19 protein-coding genes and 2 tRNA genes are annotated in these 21,097 nt (G+C 26.6%); 8 read left to right on the forward strand and 13 right to left on the reverse strand.

The window, feature by feature from the left end:
• Positions 1-59 precede the first annotated feature (59 nt).
• Together mnmD and groES are read right to left on the reverse strand one after the other, a co-directional pair.
• Positions 60-734, reverse strand: a complete 675-nt coding sequence (gene mnmD / locus K5563_RS03700) for a tRNA (5-methylaminomethyl-2-thiouridine)(34)-methyltransferase MnmD (protein ID WP_221037774.1) — start codon at positions 732-734, stop codon at positions 60-62.
• Positions 735-884: 150 nt separating this feature from the next.
• Positions 885-1,157, reverse strand: a complete 273-nt coding sequence (gene groES / locus K5563_RS03705) for a co-chaperone GroES (protein WP_221037775.1) — start codon at positions 1,155-1,157, stop codon at positions 885-887.
• Between the two features lie 143 nt (positions 1,158-1,300).
• Here groES and K5563_RS03710 point away from each other — a divergent pair, with 143 nt between their 5' ends.
• The 3 genes from K5563_RS03710 (at position 1,301) to K5563_RS03720 (ending at position 7,424) form a co-directional block, all read left to right on the forward strand.
• Positions 1,301-2,932 carry an ATP-binding cassette domain-containing protein gene (locus tag K5563_RS03710; protein WP_221037625.1) on the forward strand — a complete coding sequence of 544 codons (1,632 nt, stop codon included), beginning with the start codon at positions 1,301-1,303 and terminating at the stop codon, positions 2,930-2,932.
• Positions 2,933-2,956: 24 nt separating this feature from the next.
• Positions 2,957-4,642, forward strand: a complete 1,686-nt coding sequence (locus tag K5563_RS03715) for a PQQ-binding-like beta-propeller repeat protein (RefSeq protein WP_221037776.1) — start codon at positions 2,957-2,959, stop codon at positions 4,640-4,642.
• A gap of 133 nt (positions 4,643-4,775) precedes the next feature.
• The gene (locus K5563_RS03720; protein ID WP_221037626.1) at positions 4,776-7,424 is read left to right on the forward strand and encodes a P83/100 family protein; all 2,649 of its coding nucleotides are present in this window, start codon (positions 4,776-4,778) and stop codon (positions 7,422-7,424) included.
• A gap of 77 nt (positions 7,425-7,501) precedes the next feature.
• Here K5563_RS03720 and K5563_RS03725 read toward each other — a convergent pair.
• Both K5563_RS03725 and K5563_RS03730 read right to left on the reverse strand, forming a co-directional pair.
• A tRNA-Pro gene (locus K5563_RS03725) sits at positions 7,502-7,574 on the reverse strand.
• A gap of 10 nt (positions 7,575-7,584) precedes the next feature.
• Positions 7,585-7,658, reverse strand: a tRNA-Arg gene (locus K5563_RS03730).
• An 85-nt stretch (positions 7,659-7,743) separates the two neighbouring features.
• On the opposite strand from K5563_RS03730, the gene nth reads away from it, so the two are divergent.
• Positions 7,744-8,379, forward strand: a complete 636-nt coding sequence (gene nth / locus K5563_RS03735; RefSeq protein WP_221037627.1) for an endonuclease III — start codon at positions 7,744-7,746, stop codon at positions 8,377-8,379.
• A gap of 11 nt (positions 8,380-8,390) precedes the next feature.
• Here the strand turns inward: nth and K5563_RS03740 are convergent, their stop codons facing one another.
• The 3 genes from K5563_RS03740 to K5563_RS03750 are packed head-to-tail and all read right to left on the reverse strand — an operon-like array spanning position 8,391 to position 10,671.
• The gene (locus K5563_RS03740; protein WP_221037628.1) at positions 8,391-9,245 is read right to left on the reverse strand and encodes an ABC transporter permease subunit; all 855 of its coding nucleotides are present in this window, start codon (positions 9,243-9,245) and stop codon (positions 8,391-8,393) included.
• The gene (locus tag K5563_RS03745; protein WP_221037629.1) at positions 9,242-10,192 is read right to left on the reverse strand and encodes an ABC transporter permease; all 951 of its coding nucleotides are present in this window, start codon (positions 10,190-10,192) and stop codon (positions 9,242-9,244) included. The genes K5563_RS03740 and K5563_RS03745 overlap by 4 nt, the downstream gene beginning before the upstream one ends.
• A gap of 14 nt (positions 10,193-10,206) precedes the next feature.
• Positions 10,207-10,671 (reverse strand): septum formation initiator family protein, encoded by a 465-nt coding sequence (locus K5563_RS03750; protein ID WP_221037630.1) that lies wholly within the window; start codon positions 10,669-10,671, stop codon positions 10,207-10,209.
• Positions 10,672-10,782: 111 nt separating this feature from the next.
• Here K5563_RS03750 and K5563_RS03755 point away from each other — a divergent pair, with 111 nt between their 5' ends.
• Both K5563_RS03755 and K5563_RS03760 read left to right on the forward strand, forming a co-directional pair.
• On the forward strand, positions 10,783-12,381 hold the full coding sequence (locus K5563_RS03755) for a hypothetical protein (RefSeq protein WP_221037631.1): 1,599 nt from the start codon (positions 10,783-10,785) through the stop codon (positions 12,379-12,381).
• 55 nt (positions 12,382-12,436) lie between these two features.
• Complete coding sequence (locus tag K5563_RS03760) at positions 12,437-12,937, forward strand: hypothetical protein (protein WP_221037632.1); 501 nt, start codon at positions 12,437-12,439, stop codon at positions 12,935-12,937.
• On the opposite strand, the gene K5563_RS03765 is transcribed toward K5563_RS03760, so the two are convergent.
• The 6 genes from K5563_RS03765 to K5563_RS03790 form a co-directional block, all read right to left on the reverse strand.
• On the reverse strand, positions 12,894-13,898 hold the full coding sequence (locus K5563_RS03765; RefSeq protein ID WP_221037633.1) for a DUF4340 domain-containing protein: 1,005 nt from the start codon (positions 13,896-13,898) through the stop codon (positions 12,894-12,896). The two genes, K5563_RS03760 and K5563_RS03765, sit on opposite strands and share 44 nt — an antisense overlap.
• A gap of 13 nt (positions 13,899-13,911) precedes the next feature.
• On the reverse strand, positions 13,912-15,411 hold the full coding sequence (locus K5563_RS03770; protein WP_221037634.1) for a Gldg family protein: 1,500 nt from the start codon (positions 15,409-15,411) through the stop codon (positions 13,912-13,914).
• A 7-nt stretch (positions 15,412-15,418) separates the two neighbouring features.
• Positions 15,419-16,153, reverse strand: coding sequence for an ABC transporter permease (locus K5563_RS03775; RefSeq protein WP_221037635.1), 735 nt, complete (start codon positions 16,151-16,153; stop codon positions 15,419-15,421).
• Positions 16,150-17,076, reverse strand: a complete 927-nt coding sequence (locus tag K5563_RS03780) for an ABC transporter ATP-binding protein (RefSeq protein WP_221037636.1) — start codon at positions 17,074-17,076, stop codon at positions 16,150-16,152. The genes K5563_RS03775 and K5563_RS03780 overlap by 4 nt, the downstream gene beginning before the upstream one ends.
• Positions 17,077-17,097: 21 nt before the next feature.
• Positions 17,098-18,057 carry a ribonuclease Z gene (locus K5563_RS03785; RefSeq protein ID WP_221037637.1) on the reverse strand — a complete coding sequence of 320 codons (960 nt, stop codon included), beginning with the start codon at positions 18,055-18,057 and terminating at the stop codon, positions 17,098-17,100.
• Between the two features lie 351 nt (positions 18,058-18,408).
• Positions 18,409-19,473 carry an FAD-binding oxidoreductase gene (locus tag K5563_RS03790; RefSeq protein ID WP_221037638.1) on the reverse strand — a complete coding sequence of 355 codons (1,065 nt, stop codon included), beginning with the start codon at positions 19,471-19,473 and terminating at the stop codon, positions 18,409-18,411.
• Between the two features lie 276 nt (positions 19,474-19,749).
• Between K5563_RS03790 and K5563_RS03795 the strand changes: the two genes are divergently transcribed.
• Both K5563_RS03795 and K5563_RS03800 read left to right on the forward strand, forming a co-directional pair.
• The gene (locus K5563_RS03795; RefSeq protein ID WP_221037639.1) at positions 19,750-20,343 is read left to right on the forward strand and encodes an ATP-dependent Clp protease proteolytic subunit; all 594 of its coding nucleotides are present in this window, start codon (positions 19,750-19,752) and stop codon (positions 20,341-20,343) included.
• Positions 20,324-21,055, forward strand: a complete 732-nt coding sequence (locus K5563_RS03800; RefSeq protein WP_255571090.1) for a hypothetical protein — start codon at positions 20,324-20,326, stop codon at positions 21,053-21,055. The genes K5563_RS03795 and K5563_RS03800 overlap by 20 nt, the downstream gene beginning before the upstream one ends.
• Positions 21,056-21,097 lie beyond the last annotated feature (42 nt).

The following is a 21,097-nucleotide window of genomic DNA, read 5'->3' on the forward strand; positions in this document are numbered from 1 at the left end:
TATCTTAAAATCTATTTTACTTTATTAAAACTTTTTAGAATTTTTTTAGATAAAATTTATTATTCTTTTTGTGCTTTGATCATATGTTTTTTATTGTTAAATCCTTTTATTTTAGAATAATGAAAATTGGCTAATTTTAATCCATCTTTTACAATTCTTGATGCAGAAAATGTTGAAAGTTTTGTGCCAATTTTGCTTTTTTGAGAAATTGTTATAAATATTTCCTTATTCCACATTTCGGGATTTTTTTGGGGATTAAATCCATCTAAAAACCAATAATCTACGTATTTTGGGACTTCTTTAAGTTTTGTTTTTGCATCACCAACTAATATTTTTAAATTAATATTGTCTGTTATTTTAGATTTTATGTTTTTTTTGGGTATATTAGGGTATTTTTTAAGCAATGTTTTGAAATAGTGCGTCTCTTTGTAAAAGAATTTTGATATTTTTTTAATGTGTTCTTTTTTTAGTGGGAACTTTTCAATGGAGTAATAATTAATTTTTGTTTTGATATTATTTTCTTTTACGTGTTTTAAAAGTGTTATTAAATTAAGTCCTGTTCCAAATCCTAATTCAGCAATTGTTATACTTTTTTGTCTTACAAGTTCTTTATCTAATTCACAGCCCTTTATAAATACATAAATACTCTCTTCAAGCCCGTACTGGGGGTCATAATAAATATCTTCAAATTTGCTTGAATATATGGTTTTACCTTTAAACTTAAGTTTATTTATTTGACTCTTATACATGAACAAGTCATATAATATAACAACATTGTTAAAATATTTTGTTTGACTAGGATAATAGAATATAAGCTACCAATTTTAAATTTTTTGCCTTTTAAGAGAAACTAACCTTAACTTTTAGTTTCTCTATCTTACTCTTTATTCTTCTATGATAGCTATTATTTCTTTTGATTTTAAAATTAAATGTTCCTTTTCATCAATCTTTACAGCAGCTCCAGCATACTTTTCATAAAGTACCATATCCCCAACTTTAACAGTTATTTCTTCTTTGTTAGAACCAACAGCTATGACTGTTCCAATATTTGTTTTCTCTTTTGCGTTTTCTGGTAGATATAATCCTGAAGTTGTTTTACTGTCGGCTTCTTTTATTTTTATTAAAACTCTATCACCTAAAGGTTTAATATTTTTCATTTTCAAACATCTCCTTAATTTGATAATATAAATATACGAAAAAGTGAAGTATTAAGTCAATATATTTACATAATACTTGAAACTTAATCTAATTTTAAAGATAATTTTTTTATTAAAATATCGAATTTAGGTGGAAAAGTAGTTTGATAGCAGTAAGTAATTTAGAAGTTGTATTTGGAGAGAGAATTTTATTTAAAGATGTTAATATCAAATTTTCTTCTGGAAATTGTTATGGAATAATTGGAGCTAATGGTGCAGGAAAGAGTACCTTTTTAAAGGTTTTAGGAGGAACCATTGAACCTAGCAAAGGTGAGGTATTAATTGCTAAGAATCAAAGAATAGCTGTGCTTGAGCAAAATCAGTTTGCTTATGATGATTTCAAGGTTATTGATACCGTGATTATGGGTCACAGGAAGCTTTATGCTGTGCAAAAAGAAAAAGATGAAATTTATGACAAGCCTGATTTTAGTGATGAGGATGGAATAAGAGCCGGGGAACTTGAAGCTGAGTTTGCTGAGCTTGGTGGTTATGAGGCTGAGTCTAATGCTGCAATTCTTCTTAAAGGATTAGGTATAGATGAGTCGCTGCATTCTGTTTTAATGAGAGATATTGAGGCATCTTTAAAGGTAAGAGTGCTCTTGTCACAAGCTATTTTTGGAGATCCTGATATATTGCTTCTTGATGAACCTACTAATAATCTTGATATTCAATCGATTAAGTGGTTAGAAGAATTTTTGATCAATTTTGAAAATACAGTTATTGTTGTATCACATGATAGGCACTTTTTAAATCAAGTTTGTACTCATATTGTTGATATTGATTATGGAAAAATTCAAGTTTATCTTGGTAATTATGATTTTTGGTATGAAACTAGTAAAATTCTTAATAAGCAATTAAAAGATGCAAAAAAGCGATCTGAGGAGAAAATTGCTGAACTTAAAGCCTTTATTCAAAGATTTTCAAGTAATGTATCAAAAGCTAAGCAAGCAACTTCAAGAAAGAAGTTAATTGATAAGATTAAAGTTGAGGATTTAAAGCCTTCTTCAAGAAAATTTCCTTATATTAACTTTAAGATTGAGAGAGATCTTGGAAAAAATGTTCTTACAATCAAAAATTTGACTAAAGAATTTGAAGAGCAACATATTTTAAGTAAGTTTAGTATTATTATAGAACCTGGACAAAAGGTTGTTTTTTTGGGCAGTCCGATTTCAGCAAGTGCTCTTTTTGATATAATTGCCAATGAAGACAGAGATTATAAAGGGCATTATGAGTGGGGTACTACTGTTAATTTCGAATATTTTAAGAAAGATAATGAGAGATATTTTAACGTTGATTTGAGTTTGATAGATTGGTTAAGACAATATTCAAAAGAACAAGATGAAACTTATATTAGAGGATTTTTAGGAAGAATGCTTTTTAGTCAAGATGAAGCTTTAAAAGGAGTGAATGTTCTATCAGGAGGTGAAAAAGTAAGGTGTATGCTTTCCAAAATAATGCTTAGCGGTGCTAATGTATTATTATTAGATCAGCCAACAAATCATTTGGATCTTGAAGCCATTACATCTTTAAATACTGGCCTTCAAGATTTTAAAGGAGTTGTATTATTCACGTCCCATGATCATCAGTTTATTGATACTATTGCTAATAGAATTATTGAATTTACACCTAAGGGAATAATTGATCGTTTCATGACTTTTTCAGAATATGTAGACGATGTTAAAGTGAAGGAATTAAGAGATAGGCTTTATGAAGGACATACCAGTTTGAAACTTTGATTGTATATATTAGACTGTTAAAGGATTTTTGTGGTATTTAAAATAAATATTTGTATTTTTATATTTCTAAGTAATTGTCTTCTCATTTCAGCAAATGTTAATCTTTATTTTCAGAAAGCTCTAACAGGTCAGATTTTGGGAAATCCTATTCTTGATGAAAGGCGTAATACTATTACAGTGTTGACAAAGGATAGGTGGTTGATAACCTATACTATGTCTTTAAATAAACAGTATGCTTATAGATTAAATCGTACTCCATATCCTTATCTTTTAAAAGATTTTGGCAATGGTTATTATGTCATTACAGGGCGTAATGAAGTTCAAAAGATTAGAAGAGGAAAGCTTATCTGGAAATATAATCTAGATGCACCTCCTGTAAAAGCCCCTTCAATAGGCAATGGTTACATTTTAGTGCCTAGGAGTGATGGTAAGGTTATTGCTTTAAGACTTGGAGATGGTCAAAAAATTTTTGAAGTGGATACGGAAGGGAAGGCCATAACTTCTTCTGTTGTTCTTGAAAATGGTAATTTTTATGTTGCAAATGAAAATTATCAACTATTTGCCTTTAATTATGAGGGGGAAAAAATATGGAGTTCTGAGATTATGTCTTTTCCCAATGTATTAATGATAAGTACTAATAATGAAATAATTGTTGGATGTCAATCTGGAGATATCATTGTTTATAATAGTGATTTTGGCAATATATTAAGTTCTATCAATTTAAGTTACCCTATTAATTTTTTATTTGAAAAGTTTAATGGAGAATATATTGCAGTATCTAATATTGGGGGTTGTTTTAGCTTAAGTAGAAATCTTGATCTTATATTGTTTCAAAATTTAAATTTAGAGATTAAAGAGGCTGTGCTTTATGATAACAAAAATCTTTTTATTGTAACGAAATCAAATGGAGTTTTGACCCTTAATGAATCTTTTAAACTGGTTGATAAGTATGATGGAATGAAGGATATATCGGGGCTTGAAGCCAATGTTGGAATAATTGCTACAGGTGGAGTTAATTGGATATTAACTACTTATTATTATGGGTATGATAATGAGCTTGATGTTATTGTTTGGAACCATATATTAGGCAATAGATATCATCAAAATAGGATAGATTTTAGAGAAAAATCTATAGTAGAGAATGAAGATATTTATTTGGTTCTTGATGAAATGTTAAACTCCTCATATAGTATTGATAATTATAACAACTTTTTAAGTGTTCTAGATTCTTTAGTATTGAAATATGGTAGCTTTCCAAAAAAGTATTTGGATTTATATAAGAAAGTTATTGATAAGTGGCTTGCTCCAAGAAATGGTATTGATAGAATATCGCAAAGAGGGAAACTTTATAAGTATTTTATGTATGTTGATGATGTCTCTTCGGTTAAGAGCTTTATTAATATGGCAATTAAGGAAAAGGATATTAATAATGTCATTCAATTAGTTGAAAATATTGCTAAATTTGAATATTACCATGGAGAAGATGATCTTGTATATAATTATATTCAATATATAGTATTAAATTATCAAGGTAATATAAAGATAGCTTATGCTGTTCTTATGAGCTTGCGAAAGATAATTTTGAATTCTTCAGAGGATAATCTTAAAAATTGTAAAAGTAAATATTTGATACTTTTAAAGTTTATAAAACGGCAAAATTTTTCAGAAAAAATTAACCAGTTTGTTAATGAAATTATTGCAGATCTTTGATTTATTTTGTGGCTAATTTTGTGTTATTATTTACTAAGTGCATAAATGATTATTTTTTTTAAATTGATTTTTGAGTTTTATACTGTTTTGGTTCAATAGTAGGTTTTATGGTTAACTAGAGGGAGTTTTTGTTATGAGAGTAATAAGATTAGTTTTTGCTTCTTTATTTATATTTTTGAATGTTTTTCCTTTTCAGGCTAGAGAAGTTGATAAAAAAAAATTGAAAGATTTTATTAATATGGATCTTGAATTTGTGAATTATAGAGGTCCTTATGATTCTACAGATACGTATCAACAAATAGTAGGTATTGGTGAATTTTTAGCTAAAAATTTAATTAATAATAAGTCTAATTATTATAAAAGATATTATCTTAATAGATATGTTGATAATAGTGATGATAAAAGTAGTACAGATGTTTTTCTTATTGGTGCTAGTTCTTCTCTTGATAGTATCTTAAATCTTAGAAGAATATTGACTGGATATTTGATAGAAGCTTTTGGTTACAGTAGAGAAAGTGCAGCTTTATTGGCTAAAGCTATTACAATATCTAATGCTGTTTATCGTGGTGATTTGAATTATTATAGTGATGCTTATATTCAGCCTGCACTTGAAGGTATAAGTAAAGAGAATGTAGGATTATCAAGAGTTTATAGCCAGTGGGCTGGAAAAACTTGTATTTTTATTCCGCTTAAGAGAGATATTTTATCAGGTAGCATTGAGACAGATGTTGATCTTGATAAACTAGTTACGGATAAGGTATTAGGGGCGCTTTTAAATGAAAATGAGGAAGTTCAAACAGATTTTGCAAGAGAGCTTACTGATGTTCAGGATGAAATGCGCGATGTTGATCAAGATAAGGTAGATATTGAATCTGATGCTTTGAAAAGTATTAGTGATGAGTTAAATAAGACTATTGATAACTTAAGGGAACAACTTGAGAGAGCTACTGATGATTTTGAGAAAGAAAGGATTAAGAAACAAATTGATGATAAAGTAGTTGGGAGAGATGTTTTAAAGAATAAAGAAAGTGGACTTGAAAAATCTCAAAAGAAATTAGATAACTCTCAGAGTAAATTAGATAAGCAAAGAGATGCAGTTAAGAATAAACTACAAGAAAAAATTGATCAAGCAAACAAAGATAAGAATTTGCCAAAACCTGGAGATATAAGTTCTCCAAAAGTAGATGAGAAATTACAGTTAACTGAAGCTATTGAAGACTTGAAAGAGCAACTTGAGAGAGCTACTGATGATGTTGAGAAGGAAAGGATTAAGAAACAAATTGATGATAAAGTAGTTAGGAGAGATGTTTTAAAGAATAAAGAAAGTGGACTTGAAAAATCTCAAAAGAAATTAGATAACTCTCAGAGTAAATTAGATAAGCAAAGAGATGTAGCTAAGAATAAATTACAGGAAAAAATTGGTCAAGAAAACAAAGATAAGAATTTGCCAAAACCTGGAGATATAAGTTCTTTAAAAGTAGATGAGAAATTACAGTTAACTGAAGCTATTGAAGATTTGAAAAAGCAACTTGAGAAAGCTACTGATGATGTTGAGAAGGAAAGGATTAAGAAACAAATTGATGATAAAGTAGTTGGGAGAGATGTTTTAAAGAATAAAGAAAATGTACTTGAAAAATCTCAAAAGAAATTAGATAACTCTCAGAGTAAATTAGATAAGCAAAGAGATGTAGCTAAGAATAAATTACAAGAAAAAATTGATCAAGAAAACAAAGATAAGAATTTGCCAAAACCTGGAGATATAAGTTCTTTAAAAGTAGATGAGAAATTACAGTTAACTGAAGCTATTGAAGACTTAAAAGAGCAACTTGAGAAAGCTACTGATGATGTTGAGAAGGAAAGGATTAAGAAACAAATTGATGATAAAGTAGTTAGGAGAGATGTTTTAAAGAATAAAGAAAGTGGACTTGAAAAATCTCAAAAGAAATTAGATAACTCTCAGAGTAAATTAGATAAGCAAAGAGATGTAGCTAAGAATAAATTACAAGAAAAAATTGGTCAAGAAAACAAAGATAAGAATTTGCCAAAACCTGGAGATATAAGTTCTTTAAAAGTAGATGAGAAATTACAGTTAACTGAAGCTATTGAAGATTTGAAAAAGCAACTTGAGAAAGCTACTGATGATGTTGAGAAGGAAAGGATTAAGAAACAAATTGATGATAATATGGTTAAAAGGGAAAATTTAGGGAATAGACCTTTAAATTCTAAAATGCAACTTGCTCAATCAGTTCATCCAAAAAATATAAGTAAATTGCCTCTTAATAATGCGAATCATAAGCATAAGTCTGTTTTCTTAGAGATTATTAATCCCAATACTAATTTGGGAGTTCTTAGATTGATTGATGCAGATGAAAATAAAGTAAAAGAGGCTTCTCAATATGGTATTAGAAGATATGGTATTTATGAGCGAGATAATGATTTTGTAGCTATAAGACTTTGTTCGGGTGTTGCAAAGCTTCAGTTGATTAGTAAGTCAGAAAATTTAGAAGTTAAATCTCAAGCAAAGTTTGATTTAAATAGAAATTCTTCTCTTTTTGTTGATTCGAAAATGATTTTAGTGGTTGTTAAGGATAATAATATGTGGAAATTGGCAAAATTTGCTCCAAATGATTTGAATAAATTTGTGCTATCAGAGGATGAAATTTTTCCATTTACAAGTTTTACTGTTGATGAAAAATATGTTTATTTGCAAGATGCATCTAAGAATATTATTACTTTAGATTTAAATACTCTTAAAAAGATATTTGAATCTAAAGATACTTAAATATCTTGAATTGATGCCAAGGAAATAGGAAATATTTGAAAAATGCTTTGGCTTACTGCTATTTTATCAGGACAATATCGGGACAGTGAGATTCGAACTCACGATCCCCTGCTCCCAAAGCAGGTGCCTTAGCCACTAGGCCATGTCCCGAATAAATAATCGCGCCAATTAGGACTCGAACCTAAAACCTACAGATTAGAAGTCTGTTGCTCTATCCAATTGAGCTATTAGCGCTTTTAAGCCTAAAATTGAGTATATCATGTTGAAAAATCCTTGTCAATAAAAATGATTATTACTTATATTTTATTAGAATTATAATATGGTTTATAATTATTTTATGCTTGATATTGACTTAATTGTAGATGAAACTTTATCTAGATATCCATATGTTAAACCTTTTTTAACTTTTAAAAATAATTATGAACTTTTAATAATGGTAATTTTAAGTGCAAGGACAACTGATAATATGGTGAATAAAACTGTACCTGAACTTTTTCAAAGATACAGAGATTTTAAAAGTTTAGCCAATGCTGATTTGATGGATGTTAAGAGATTAATTTATAAATTAGGGTTTTATTTAAATAAATCTAAAAATATTATTAATTGCTCACGAATGATTTTAGAAAATTTTAAAGGTATTATTCCTGATAATATTGTTGATCTTGTATCTTTGCCAGGGGTAGGTAGGAAAACAGCTAATGTTATTCTTGGAGTTATTTATGACAAGCCTGCTATAATTGTAGATACTCATTTTAGCAGGGTTGTAATGAGACATGGAATTACAATTGAGAAAACACCTTTAAAAATTGAATTAGATTTAAAGCAGAAAATATCTCCTGATAAACAATATAGATTTTCTATGGCTATTAATAAGCATGGAAGAGATATTTGTACGTCACGCAATAAGACCTGTAATGATTGTTTTTTAAACAAATTTGTACCCAGAGTTATTTAATTTTGACTTGCTCAGGAAATAAAAGGTTTTATATATTTTTTAAGTTTTAAGCTTATTGGTGTTAATATTATATTAATGGTGATTAATATGATTAATGGATTGCCCCATATCCAAAAATATTCTTTTCCCATTTCTATATATTGTAAAAGTTCTCCAAGGCTTGGATAAGAGCTTTTATCTGATTTTTGTAAGAAACTTACTATTTCAAAAGTAGTTAGACTTTTAGAAATTTGTAGAGGAATTATTGATGATATTGATGAAAAAACTTCTGGAAATATGTGATATATTATTATTCTAGATCGACTTGCACCTATCGTTTTACTTGCTTTTACGTAATCAAGGTTTTTAATTATCAGTGTATTATTTCTTGCTATGAATGCAAATTTAATCCAGCCATGTATTAATGCTAAAGTAACTGCGACTTCTAGTATACCGTAGGTTTTTTGCTTTGCAAAGTAGTAAAAAATTAGCATTAATATATAAGAAAATGGTATTGTTTGTAGTGATTCTATTAGTTTTGAGATGATCAAACAAGTTTTAAATTTTAAATTTCCTATTGTTATTCCTATAAATACTCCGATTATTGCAGAAATAGCTGCATAACTAAATGATAGTAAAATAGAATTTCTAGTAGCAAGTATTAGTCTTGCTAGTATATCTCTTCCCATTTTATCTGTTCCTAGAGGATTTTTGTCTGTTGGTAGTTGGGGTAAATTATTGTTTTGTTGATTATATATTTTATTTGGATCTTTTTTATATATGGCTAATTGCGAATTTTCATTAATGAATTTAGGAGTTATGATTAAAACTAAAAAAAATATTCCTAGTAATATTATGGCCTGTGACTTTTTTAATTTAGGTATCATTCTAATATTCCTCTATAAGGATTAAGATTATGTATTAAGATATCACTTATGAAATTTGGTATAAGCATAATAAAAACCCCAACAAATAATAAATCTCTATAGACAATGTAATCATTATTTCTCATTGCATTGATTGTTAAAGCCCCAATTCCATCAATTCCAAACATTGTCTCAATAAAAAATGAACCAAAGAAAGCTGTAGAAAGAACAGATCTAAGGTGAGTAATGAGTGGAATTAGCGAGGGAATTAATGCATGTAATATTATTATTTTAAAATTATTTATTCCTCTTGATTTTGCAGCTGTTATATAGAATTCAGACAAATTTTTATCAAGAGATTGTTTAAAAATAACAGCATTGAATATAAAAAAGGAAAAGAACCATGCAAATCCGCCTATTATTAAGTTTTTTGGATTTGTTTTTAGATAGTAAAGTAAAGAAGTTATTATTATGATCGTTAAATTTCTTGGTATTGAATGTAAAAATAGCAATGTATATTCTAAAATATTGTTTAATATTTTATTTTTGACGAATAAAGTCCAAACAAAAATGAACAAAATGGCTGTTGTGTAAGAGAGAATAATACCTGGGATTGATATTTTTAATGTATTCTTCATTTTGCTAAAAATTACACTTATTGGTGATTCTCCTTTTATAAGTGCAGAGTTATAAGGCGTACCCCATATTAATCCTTTATATTTTGTTTGATAGACTATGTATAGACTACCTGCAATATGTTTTGCAAAATGATTTTTGCTCAAGGGTTTGTTTGGGTCAAAATCATATGCTAATCTATAGCTTTCAATACTTTTTATTATTCCAATATATTCCAAATAATCTCTAAATATATTTTTTTGTATAAATGGGATATTAGAATGCTTATTGTCCGAAAACATATTGAGTAATGATATGCAAAGAAATGTTGATAGAATTGCATTAATTAACATGAATGATATATTTTTTAGAATAAATGTATTTGTGTGAATTTACCTCCATTTTTAATAATAGTTCTTTTATCAAAGTAACTTAATAAAAAATAAAAAATGAGTGAAATTATTATTGAAAAGAAGTGAAAATTTTTAACTATGTTTTTATTTTCCACCTTATGTTCTATATTTAATATATTTCCTTGGTATAAATTTTCATCTTCATCAAGACTTTTTATGATTATAGATTTTTTAGGATAGTACCCTATCTTACTTGCCTCTCTTAAGATTGCTGGTTTAGATATTTGCAAAGCAATATATTTTTTTTTTAGTGTTTTTTGTATTTCTTTTAGTTTTTCAATATGACTTTTCATTAAAGCTAGATTGTTATTTAGTTTCTTGTAGTTCACAATTCCCATTTCTCCAAATATTGGTACAATTGTAAAATAACTTATTATTCCTATGTAAATGGATAATATAATTTTTTTTGTTAAAGCCATATTATCTTTACCTTGTAATTATATCTTTAATATATTATATTTACAATTATACACTTATACAAGTGTTTGGTTGTTTAAATATTGACTGATTAGATTTGGAGAAAATTTAATATGGCAAATCATAAAAAATCTTTTTTTATCGAGCAAGGACCTGAAGAAGTTGATTTCGATATGGACAGTGTATTTATACGCCAATCAGTTACTGAGAAAGTTGTTCATTTACATTCTAAAGAGATTAAAGATCTCTTAGGTGAGCAATTATTAAAACTTGATTATTCTTTAAAACAAAGACACGGAGAGTTAGTTGATTATTTAAAAAAGGTTGAAGATCGTATTTCAAGAGTTGAAGATGAACTTCTTGGGCATAATTTTAGTTCTAGTTCTTTAGAATTTGATAATTCTAATTTCAAAAAAAAATCAACTGACTTTATAGTTGGTTCTCGTAATGATTCTAGCTTGAAATGTAATGAGTTTAGCGATTTAGTAAAAAAAGAAAATAATAATAATAATAATAATAATTTGCCAAATGTTTCACTTGATCAAGAAGAGCTTGATGCTTTGCTTGGAGGGCTTAATGAAATTTCAATAAATGATGCCAAAGATAATAGAAAAAGTTTTGATAATAGTAATGCTTTGAAAAATGATTCAGATACGGATGTTTATTCTGAAAGAATTACTAGCAATGAGTCTAGTAATTTAGATGTAAGTCAAAATTTATTTTCAGAATCAGAAAGTGATGTCAATAATGTTATTGGTGATTTATTAGATACAGAAAATGTAGGTTCTTTGAATGGTTTTGGTGTATCTGATGTTACTATTAATAGTAATGATGTTCAATCTAAGGATATGACGATAAAAGCACTTGGAGATGATAAAGCGTTAGAAAATATGCTTGTTGATATGGGTTCTGTTAGTGTTGATTCAGAAATTAATGATAATTCTCATTTAGATAATTTACCTCTTAGTGACAATTATTCAGATTTAATGACTTTACAGGAAGGAAGTGGTGTTTCGTGTGATGTTGAAGATAATTTAAAGAAAACTGATGATTATTTGAATAATGGTAACTTAATCAAGATTCAATCTTTAGATAAAGATTTATATGATATGAATATTGAAGAGTCTAAGGAAAAGGATGACAAAGGAAATAATTTTAGTGAGATTGCTCTTCAGAAAATAAATAGTGTAAGTTCTGATTTGGATATGGCCTTACATAAAGGGAGTGATAGTATTGATGATGATGGCTTAAATCAAAATCAGGAAATTGATAATGTTTCTTTTGCTTTAAACAAATTTGATAATTTTGAAGATGTGTTAAAGGCAGATTTAGAGTGTTTAGATTTACAAGGACATATTAAAGATCTTGAAGAGGAAAATCTTTATGATAATCATTTAGTAGATTCGGAAGAAAAATTGGAACAGGATGAGAAATTAGATTCATCTTTTTTAAAAGAGCAAACCGAGGGTATGAAAAATGAGAATGTTGCTTTAGATTTTAGTTTTGCTGATGTTGAGACTATAATAAATAAGTTTAATGATAGTGATTATTTAAGTAAAATTAATTTAAGCAATGAAGAACGGGATGTGTTAGTTAAATTTATTAGTAAATTAGAAGAAGATATGGAATCTAAATCTGAATCCAATAATTTTACAATTAAGAAAGAATATGAAATTTTACAAAAAATTAAGCATTTATTAGTTAGAGAGTAGAAATATCTACTTAATTAGATACTATTTTTTATTTTTTATTGCTTCAATTTTATTTTTGTTTTTAACTTTTTTTTATTTTATTAATAAATTTTTAAACCAAGTTGAGTTTGATCTTAATAATTTAGTAGATGATATAAAGTCATATAATATAAATTTTTTTAGAGATTTAAATCTAGAATATTATTTTGAACAGACTTTATTTAAGGATGATTTGGTTAATTCTTATTATTTACTTTCATCAGTTGATGGGATATTAGTTTATAAATCAAAAGATAATTCTATTTATAAACTAAAAGATAAGTTAGAATCAACTTCTTTTAAGAGTAGTGGCTTTATAAAAAAGGTTAAAATTAATTTTGAATTAAGTGATGATGTTCTTATTAGTTTAGTTATATATTACAATATCCTGCCAAAAAGCAGGATACTTTACATTTTATTTTCGTATCTTTTTTTAATGTCTTTTTTTTATTTTTGTTTTTCTATATTCATTATATATCGCATACATATAGATCTTAATGGTGGTGCTCATTGTTTTCTTGTAGATGATCTTCATTAGGCGGAGCATCATCTTTTATATTTATTTTTTTTTCTAAATCGAATGCCTCAAAAAAGGCCCACTTGTTAGTGGTATAATAATATGTATCATTATCTTTTTTGATTAAGATATCTCTATTTTTTTCATTTTTATTGAAATAAACATCAATATTATTGATACTTTTATTGTTCCATTTTATTTCAATATTATATTGTGGATTGTAATCTTTGATTTTGCTTGTGTCTATTTCAATTCCGTCTGTTATGAATTCTTGGATCATTTGTAAGATTCTTTCTTTGTGTAATACTTCTTGATTGAAAAAGTAAAGACCATCTTTAGTGGATACACTATAATCGTTTTTTATTGTATCTTCCTCATCTTTTTTTAGTTTATTTAGTACTTTAAAAGATAAGTTTTCTATTTTTGAGTTATTTTCTTCAAAAAGTTTAGTGTTTGCAAATGTATTATAAGAGTTGCCTTTATATGATAAAAAGATGTTGTCTGTTAAATATACATTTTGGTCGCTGCCTTTGATATAAGATAGTCTTGAATCTCCTTCTCCTGAATTGCCAATAAATATTTCTGTTAAAAGATTATTTTTATCATCAAATAGTTTGAAATCTGGCTTTTCTTTTATTCCTAGTTCTTTATGTTTTTTGTGATCTCTACTTACGAGTTTATTTTTTTGAAGTTTTTCCAAATCTTGAATCATAGAGTTAACTCTTTTCTCATCAATTGGAATATTGATATCATTGTATTTCAGTTCCCAAACTTTTCCTGATTTTATCATTGTACCTTCAAGTTCTGTTTCAATTTTTGCAATTTTTTTAAAATCTATTGAAAAAAATTTTTCTTCTAAAAGTCTTGCAACTTTATTTTGATTGGAGAATATTATTCCTAATAAAAATGTAGATATTAATATTATAATTATTGCTATTTTTATATTTTCTTTCATTCCTAACAACGTTTCTTTATTGTTCATAAGTTCTCCTTTATTAATTGTTTCTTCTTTTTTGGGCAAATCTGATAAGTCCAAATATTATTATTGCTGTAGGCAATATGATTAAATTTATGATTATTAACGAAAATTTTGCATTTAACATTTCTGTTGATGAATTGATAAATTTTAATTTAGAACGTACTTCTCTTGATTTAATGCTAAAAAATGCTTCCTTTTTCATTAGATAATCTGAAATTCTTCCTGCAAATTCAAAGTTTGAAGGTGAACCATTATACATATAATCGCTAAATATCATGCTTGAACCTAGTAAAATTATTTTTGAATTTTCAGATTTTTTGTCCTTGTATAAGCTTTTAATTTGTCCTTCAATGGAATATCCAAGAATTTTTTGCTTATCATCTTTGTCAAATGTTTTTGGAACGTTAAACGAATGCATGGCTATGCTTGCAATTTTTTTATCATCAACTTGCCAAGATTCTTTAGAACTTGTAAACAGAGGTAAATATTTTATTTCATTCTCTTTAGCTTCTATAATCTCTATTGAATTACTCCAAGGAATTATGGTGTCATAAAAATTTTTAAGTAGGGGATTATTGTTATCTACAATATTACTTTTATCAATTAAGATCCATGGATAATAAGTTTGAAAGTTGCCACCTAAAAAAAGACTTGGGGCTCTTTTATCAAGGATCATATTCTCATTATACTTAACACCATAACTTTCAATTAAATCAAAGAGTTCTGATTTAATTGCAGTTGTTGTATATGGACTTTGGGGATTATAATCGATTTTACTTGTGGCTAATAATACTTTTCCGTTATTGACAATAAATTCGTCAATTTTTTTCAAATTTTCCTTGTTTATTTCTTTAGAACCAATTATAAATAATCCATTTATATCTTGCAGTGTTTCATTGTTAATATTGATTTCTTTAACCTCGGTTTTAAAACCTTTTTGCATTATTGTTATAAAATTTTTATGTATTTCTTTTAATTTGGCATCTCCAAAAATAAGTCCTAATACTTTTTTTGTATTGTTTATTAATTTATCTAAGCTACTTGCAAGATCATATTCTAAGTTGCTAATTTCTGTTACTATAGGAAGTACTTCGCGTTTTCCTTCATAAATTATTTCAATTCCTGAGTATATTTTAAGTATTGAAAATTGGTTAATATCTCTTAGATCAATTTGTTGAGATGGAATTCCAATTTGTTCTAAAGGAGTGTTTAATTTATCAGCATCTATTTCTTTGTAAATTAATTTCCCACCTGAAGAGTCAGCAAGGCTTGTTAGAAAATTTTTTATTTGATCTGGAAATGCAAAATAATTTCCAAGACTTGCGGAATTATAGTAGGTAATATACACTTTTTCCTTTGCATTTGTAAATAAATTTTTTGTAACTTTAGAAATTGTAAAGGCTTTGTTTTTAGTAAAGTCTATTTTAAAAATTAATATGGATATGTTGCAAAAAACTAAAAATATTATTGTAAGATTTAATGCTAAATTTAAAATCTCTTTGTATTTATTTTTCATAAAATAATTATCTCCATTTTTTTAATTTTATGATATATGAGCTTAACATCAGGAAAGTAATTGAAAATGTAATAAAATAGATAAGGTCTGATAAGTTTAATATTCCCATATTAAAGTAATTAAAGTGATTGTTAATTGAGATAAAGTTGAGTATTTTTCCAAATATATTATCTTTACCAAATATCATTACTAACTTTCCTGAAAATAATATTATTGTTAGTGTGAATACGCTTAGTATATAAGATACTATTTGACTTTTAGTGATAGATGATATGAATATTCCCATGCTAAGTACTGATAAGGAGTAAAGAATTATTCCTAGATATTGAAGGAAAATTATACCAAGATCAAATTCACCCATAAAGATTGTCATTATTGTCAGTGGTAGTGTGAGTATGAAAAGTATTAATGTAAATATCTTAAGTGTAATAAATTTTCCAAATACTATTTCTTGTGGGCTTATTGGTAGTGCATAAAGTAATTCAATGCTTCCTGTTTTATATTCTTCTGAGAATATTCCCATACTAAGGGCAGGAAGCACTAACATTAAAATAATTGGCATTGATGAGAAGTAAGACATTAATGACGCATTGTCTTTGATAAAAAATCCTGATAAAAAAATAAAAGAGAAATTTACAAATATGAGGAAAAATAACATTACAACATATGCAGTTAGTGTTCCAAATAAAACTTTTAATTCTTTCTTTGACAAGATTAGGGATTGTCTTAAGTCTATTTTCATTGTTTTCTCTCCTTTGTTAGTTTGCTAAATATTTTTTCTAAATTTTCAGATTTTGGTATCATTGATTTTAATATCATACCTTGACTTACAACATAATTAAAAAGTTCTTTCTCTGTTTTATCAGGTGCAAGTCTTAGTGAAACGTTTATTTCTTTTTGATGTTCTTCTATTTTAATTAGTGTAAATATATCAGTTTTATTGAAATATTCTTTTGTTATTCCAGAATCTTTATAAACAATTAGATCTATTTCAGTTTCTTGCATTCTGTTTTTAGTTATGTTTTCTTTAGTATCATCAGCAATAATTTCTCCATTATTGATAATAATTATTCTTTTACAAATTGACTCTACTTCGCTTAAAATATGAGATGAGAATAGTATTGTGCTATTTTTTGCAAGTTCTTTTAAAACTTCTTTAAATTCTATAATTTGATTTGGGTCAAGCCCATTTGTAGGTTCATCAAGTATTACAAGTTTGGGATTATTAATTAAAGCACCAGCTATTCCTACTCTTTGCTTAAATCCTTTTGATAGTGTAGATATTAGTTTATTTTTGACACTTTGAAGCTTGAAGATATCAATAGCCTTGTCTATTTCTTTTGTAGGGTTTTCAATTCCCTTAATTTCTGATATGAAGTCTAAATATTCCTTAACAGATAGTTCTTGGTAAAGAGCTAGTTTTTCAGGTATGTAACCTATATTTTTAAGTATTTCTTTTGAATTTTGTGTGATATCTTTTCCAAAGATTTCTACATTGCCTTTGTTAGGGTAGTGAAATGATGTTAGAATTTTTATTAATGTCGATTTTCCTGCTCCATTTGGTCCAAGTATGCCAAGTACCTCTCCTTTATCAACCCTAAAGCTAATATTAAAGAGAGCTGTGAATGACCCATATGTTTTAGTGACATTTTTTACACTTATCATGTATTATCTCCTTAGATATTATTATTTTATAATAAATTTATCTTTATTTGATTTGAGTCTCATTCCATCTTTTGTTAAAAATATTTCTCCATTGGGATATTCTTGTTTTGCTTCATCTAGTAATTCGTATAAATCTTTACTAAGTATATATCTTTCGCTAAAATGGATAAGACCTGTTTGCTTCACATTTGCTTTTTTTGCAATTTGTGCTGCTGATTTTGATGTTAAATGTAATTTTTTTTTAGCCTCCTCTTTTAAGTCATTTTTGAATGTACTCTCAATTATTACTAGATTAAAGTTTTTAATGTGTATAGATAGTTCTTCAAAGTAAGCCGTATCTGTGATATATGCAAATTTTAATCCTTTTTGTGCTTTGCCTAGTATTTCAGAGGGTAATATTTTCTTTCCATTAAGTATTACTTCATATCCGTCCTGTAATTTTTTTCTAATAGGCCCTTTTGGTATATTTAAATTTTCGGCTTTTTGGTTGTCAAATTTACCAGGCTTATCTTTTTCTATAAATAAATATCCAACACAGTCTATTGAATGTTTAAGTTTTATGTATTCAATTTTTTTTCTTTTATCTTCATACAAAACAGATTCTGTTTTGTTTATTATTATTTCTTTGTATATTATGTCATAATTCTTGTGTACTCGCAAAAGTTCGATGTTTGTTTCTAAATATTTTTTAATTCCAATAGGTCCAATTATAGTTAGAGGTTCTCTTCTTGTATCACCACTTTGTGCCATAAGCATTACTATTCCAAGTAACCCTGTTATGTGATCAGCATGTAAATGTGTTATGCAAATAATTTTGATTTTTTGCCATGATATTTTTTGTTTTCTAAGGGACATTTGAGTGGCTTCGCCACAATCAAAGAGGAAATTTTCACCATGGTATTCTACTAAAATGGAAGTTAAATATCTATTATGTAGTGGTCTTGTTCCTCCTGTGCCAAGAATGTTAATATTAAAATCCAAAAATAATCTCCCAATTCTTTTTTCTTATTAGTATGCAAAGATATGTATCAAAATTGCTTTTTAAAATAATTATGGACTCTTCATTGGTGTTTTGAATATTTTTAAAATTATTTTTTAATTTAATAGCAAATGCTCCTTGGTGCTGTACAAAGTGTTTTTATTGTGATGAAAGATAGGAAAACAAACATTTTCTTAATTTTCAATTTTAGTTTTTCGTACATTAAAGTATTATATTATTTTTTTTTAAATTTAGAAATATTTTAAATACAAATTCTTTGTTTAAATAAAGTTTTAAGGAAAATCCCTTATATGAATGTAGAGAAGAAGTTGAAGAGGGGATATAAAATATATCTATTTTATAGAATTATGAAAATTTTCATATCTTTTTATATCATAATGTGTTGGAAGATTTGTTTTATTCTCAATATAATCTAGAATTTTTTTAGATAAGTATGCTGCCATTGATATTCCTCTTGTGCCAAATCCATTTAATATAAATTTATTTTTGTATTTTGGATGTTCACCAAGAAAAGGTTCTAGATCCAGTGTGGAAGGTCTAATATGAGCTTTATGTTGGATTATTTTATAATTTTTTAGGTTTGTAATTTTTTCAAACTTGTCTAGTAATTCTTTTTTTGCCCATTCATTTGTGCTTGTGTTTAAATTTTTCCATTCATAAGTTCCACCAAGATAAAATTTGCTGTCTTGCAAAGGTATTAATGATACGTGTCTATTATAAATCTCTTTAAGATTTAATTCTTTAAGTTCTATTATAAGCATTTCTCCTTTTGCTAGTCTGAATGGAAGATATGAAAAAAATCCTTTTATTTTTTCTTTATATCCTTTTGTGAAGATTAATTTTTTGAATTTAAGTCCATTTATTATAAAGAAATTATCATTTGCTTTAATTTGATCTTCATTGATTTCTGCTTCTATATATGTATTATGGTTTATGAAGTACTTTTTAAGTTTTTGTATATATAAATTGGTGTTTAGGATTGCTCCTTTTATTAGTATGCCTCCATCATTGTCATTAGAAAAATCATATACTTTCTTATTTTTAATTTTTACAATAAAATTTTTTATATTTTCATCATTTTTGATTTTTGAGTTTAATTCTTCTTTTTGTGTTTTTGTAGTAAATGGTCTAAAAATAAGATTTTCTTTTAAAAAATTACAGTTAATATTTTGCTCTATCTCTTTATAATATTGAATTGCAAATGTGAAAATTTCAGGTTCTCTCCAAGCAATATTCATTTTTCTTCCCATAATAGGGTTAATAAGCCCTCCTGCTGTGGTTGTTGCCTTGTCTTTTCCATTGTCAAAAAGAATTACACTTTTTTTTCTTTGTAGTATTTCATAAGTTAAAGTACTCCCAGCAATTCCACCTCCAATAACAGCGAATTCGTATTCCATAAATATTTTTCCCTTTTTTGTTATATTTTGTTTTTATAATTTTAATTTTACAATTTTAAGATTAAATTAATAAAATTATTTATTTTATTTGAAAGTATTTTTGCGAATTGAATTTGCCTTCAAATCTTTATTTATACTTCTCTGTTTTATTCTTTTTGGTATATTCTTATATGGGTTAATAATTTTAATTCTATTCTTTAGTATTTTTAGATTTAAAAACCTTTTGTTTTTCATTATAATAGGTATTACATATACATTTGTTGGAAAGGTAAATTTATGGATTTTAAAGACATGAATATGCAAATAGGAATTCAGCAGCAATCACTAGAGGTTATATTAAAGAGCAGATCAATAGTGATTACTGGAGAGATTAATAAAGAGACCTCTAGGTTGTTTCAGGAAAAAATATTATTTTTAGAAGCATCAGATGGCGATAAACCTATATTTGTTTATATTGATTCAGAAGGTGGTGATATTGATGCTGGATTTGCTATTTTTAATATGATACGTTTTGTAAGAGCTAAAGTTTTTACAATTGGAGTTGGGCTTGTAGCAAGTGCTGGTGCTCTAATTTTTTTGGGTGCAGATTCAAAGAGTAGGTTTTCTCTGCCTTATGCTAGGTATTTGTTACATCAACCTTTAAGTGGTTTTAAGGGATTTGCGACAGATATTGAGATTTATACAAATGAACTTAATAAGATTAAGAGTGAACTTAATCTTATAATTTCAAAAGAAACAGGACAGAAGCTTGATAAGGTTGAAAAAGATACCGATAGGGATTTTTGGTTAGATAGTAAGTCTGCAATAAAATATGGTCTTGTTTTTAAAATTATTACAACTAGACTTGAATTTGAAAAATTTATTTCTTAGTTTTAGTCTTTTAGTTTTTTCTTGTAACTATGTGAAGAGTGATTTTAGCATTTTGGAATTTAGCATTACTAATGTGCCCAACGATTCGGCTTCTCTAGATTTATTAGTCGATGTTGCTTATAATATGATTTTGCCAAATTTTGATTTAGTTATTATTAAAAATTTAACTAATAAGGAAGATTTGGATCTGATTAATAATAGAGTTTCATTTGGGAATTTGAAAAATGCGTATTTTATTAGGCAAAATAATAACTCTTCTATTAGTATTCTTTCTAAAGAGAATATTAAGATTACAGTTTTAGATTTTGTCAAAGGATTTTATCAATATAGATTAGGTGTGATTATTGATTTTATATTTAAGGATTGTCAGTATGCAATTGTTGTTTTTAATTTTGATGAAGAAATATATGATAATTTAGATTTTTCTATTGTTGATGATCAGATAAAATATTTAAATTGTAGATATGATAATTTATTGTTTATTTTATATAAAGATGAGCTTAGTTTGCTAGATATATTGATTAAGAATGGGTTTTTTAGTTTAATTTATGACTCAATTAATCCTATACACATAATTAATACTATTGATAGTAGAGTTTATTCTAAATTTTCAGCTCAAATATCTTTTCGTTCTTTAATTTATGTTATCTTAAGTTATTTATATAATGATTTTTATATAGATAGTTTTCCAAAAAGTATTTTGATTAAATGAATTTTGTAAATGTTTAGTTCTTGACATCATGATTTCATTGTT

Origin of the sequence: Borrelia sp. HM (assembly GCF_019669085.1) — a bacterium.
GTDB lineage: Bacteria > Spirochaetota > Spirochaetia > Borreliales > Borreliaceae > Borrelia.

Bases quoted from the DNA above. Each gene is read 5' to 3' on its own strand.
- groES (WP_221037775.1), bottom strand. From the start codon at position 1,157: ATGAAAAATATTAAACCTTTAGGTGATAGAGTTTTAATAAAAATAAAA.
- K5563_RS03720 (WP_221037626.1), top strand. From the start codon at position 4,776: ATGAGAGTAATAAGATTAGTTTTTGCTTCTTTATTTATATTTTTGAAT.
- nth (WP_221037627.1), top strand. From the start codon at position 7,744: ATGGTTTATAATTATTTTATGCTTGATATTGACTTAATTGTAGATGAA.
- K5563_RS03740 (WP_221037628.1), bottom strand. From the start codon at position 9,245: ATGATACCTAAATTAAAAAAGTCACAGGCCATAATATTACTAGGAATA.
- K5563_RS03745 (WP_221037629.1), bottom strand. From the start codon at position 10,192: ATGTTAATTAATGCAATTCTATCAACATTTCTTTGCATATCATTACTC.
- K5563_RS03750 (WP_221037630.1), bottom strand. From the start codon at position 10,671: ATGGCTTTAACAAAAAAAATTATATTATCCATTTACATAGGAATAATA.
- K5563_RS03755 (WP_221037631.1), top strand. From the start codon at position 10,783: ATGGCAAATCATAAAAAATCTTTTTTTATCGAGCAAGGACCTGAAGAA.
- K5563_RS03765 (WP_221037633.1), bottom strand. From the start codon at position 13,898: ATGAACAATAAAGAAACGTTGTTAGGAATGAAAGAAAATATAAAAATA.
- K5563_RS03770 (WP_221037634.1), bottom strand. From the start codon at position 15,411: ATGAAAAATAAATACAAAGAGATTTTAAATTTAGCATTAAATCTTACA.
- K5563_RS03775 (WP_221037635.1), bottom strand. From the start codon at position 16,153: ATGAAAATAGACTTAAGACAATCCCTAATCTTGTCAAAGAAAGAATTA.
- K5563_RS03780 (WP_221037636.1), bottom strand. From the start codon at position 17,076: ATGATAAGTGTAAAAAATGTCACTAAAACATATGGGTCATTCACAGCT.
- K5563_RS03790 (WP_221037638.1), bottom strand. From the start codon at position 19,473: ATGGAATACGAATTCGCTGTTATTGGAGGTGGAATTGCTGGGAGTACT.
- K5563_RS03795 (WP_221037639.1), top strand. From the start codon at position 19,750: ATGGATTTTAAAGACATGAATATGCAAATAGGAATTCAGCAGCAATCA.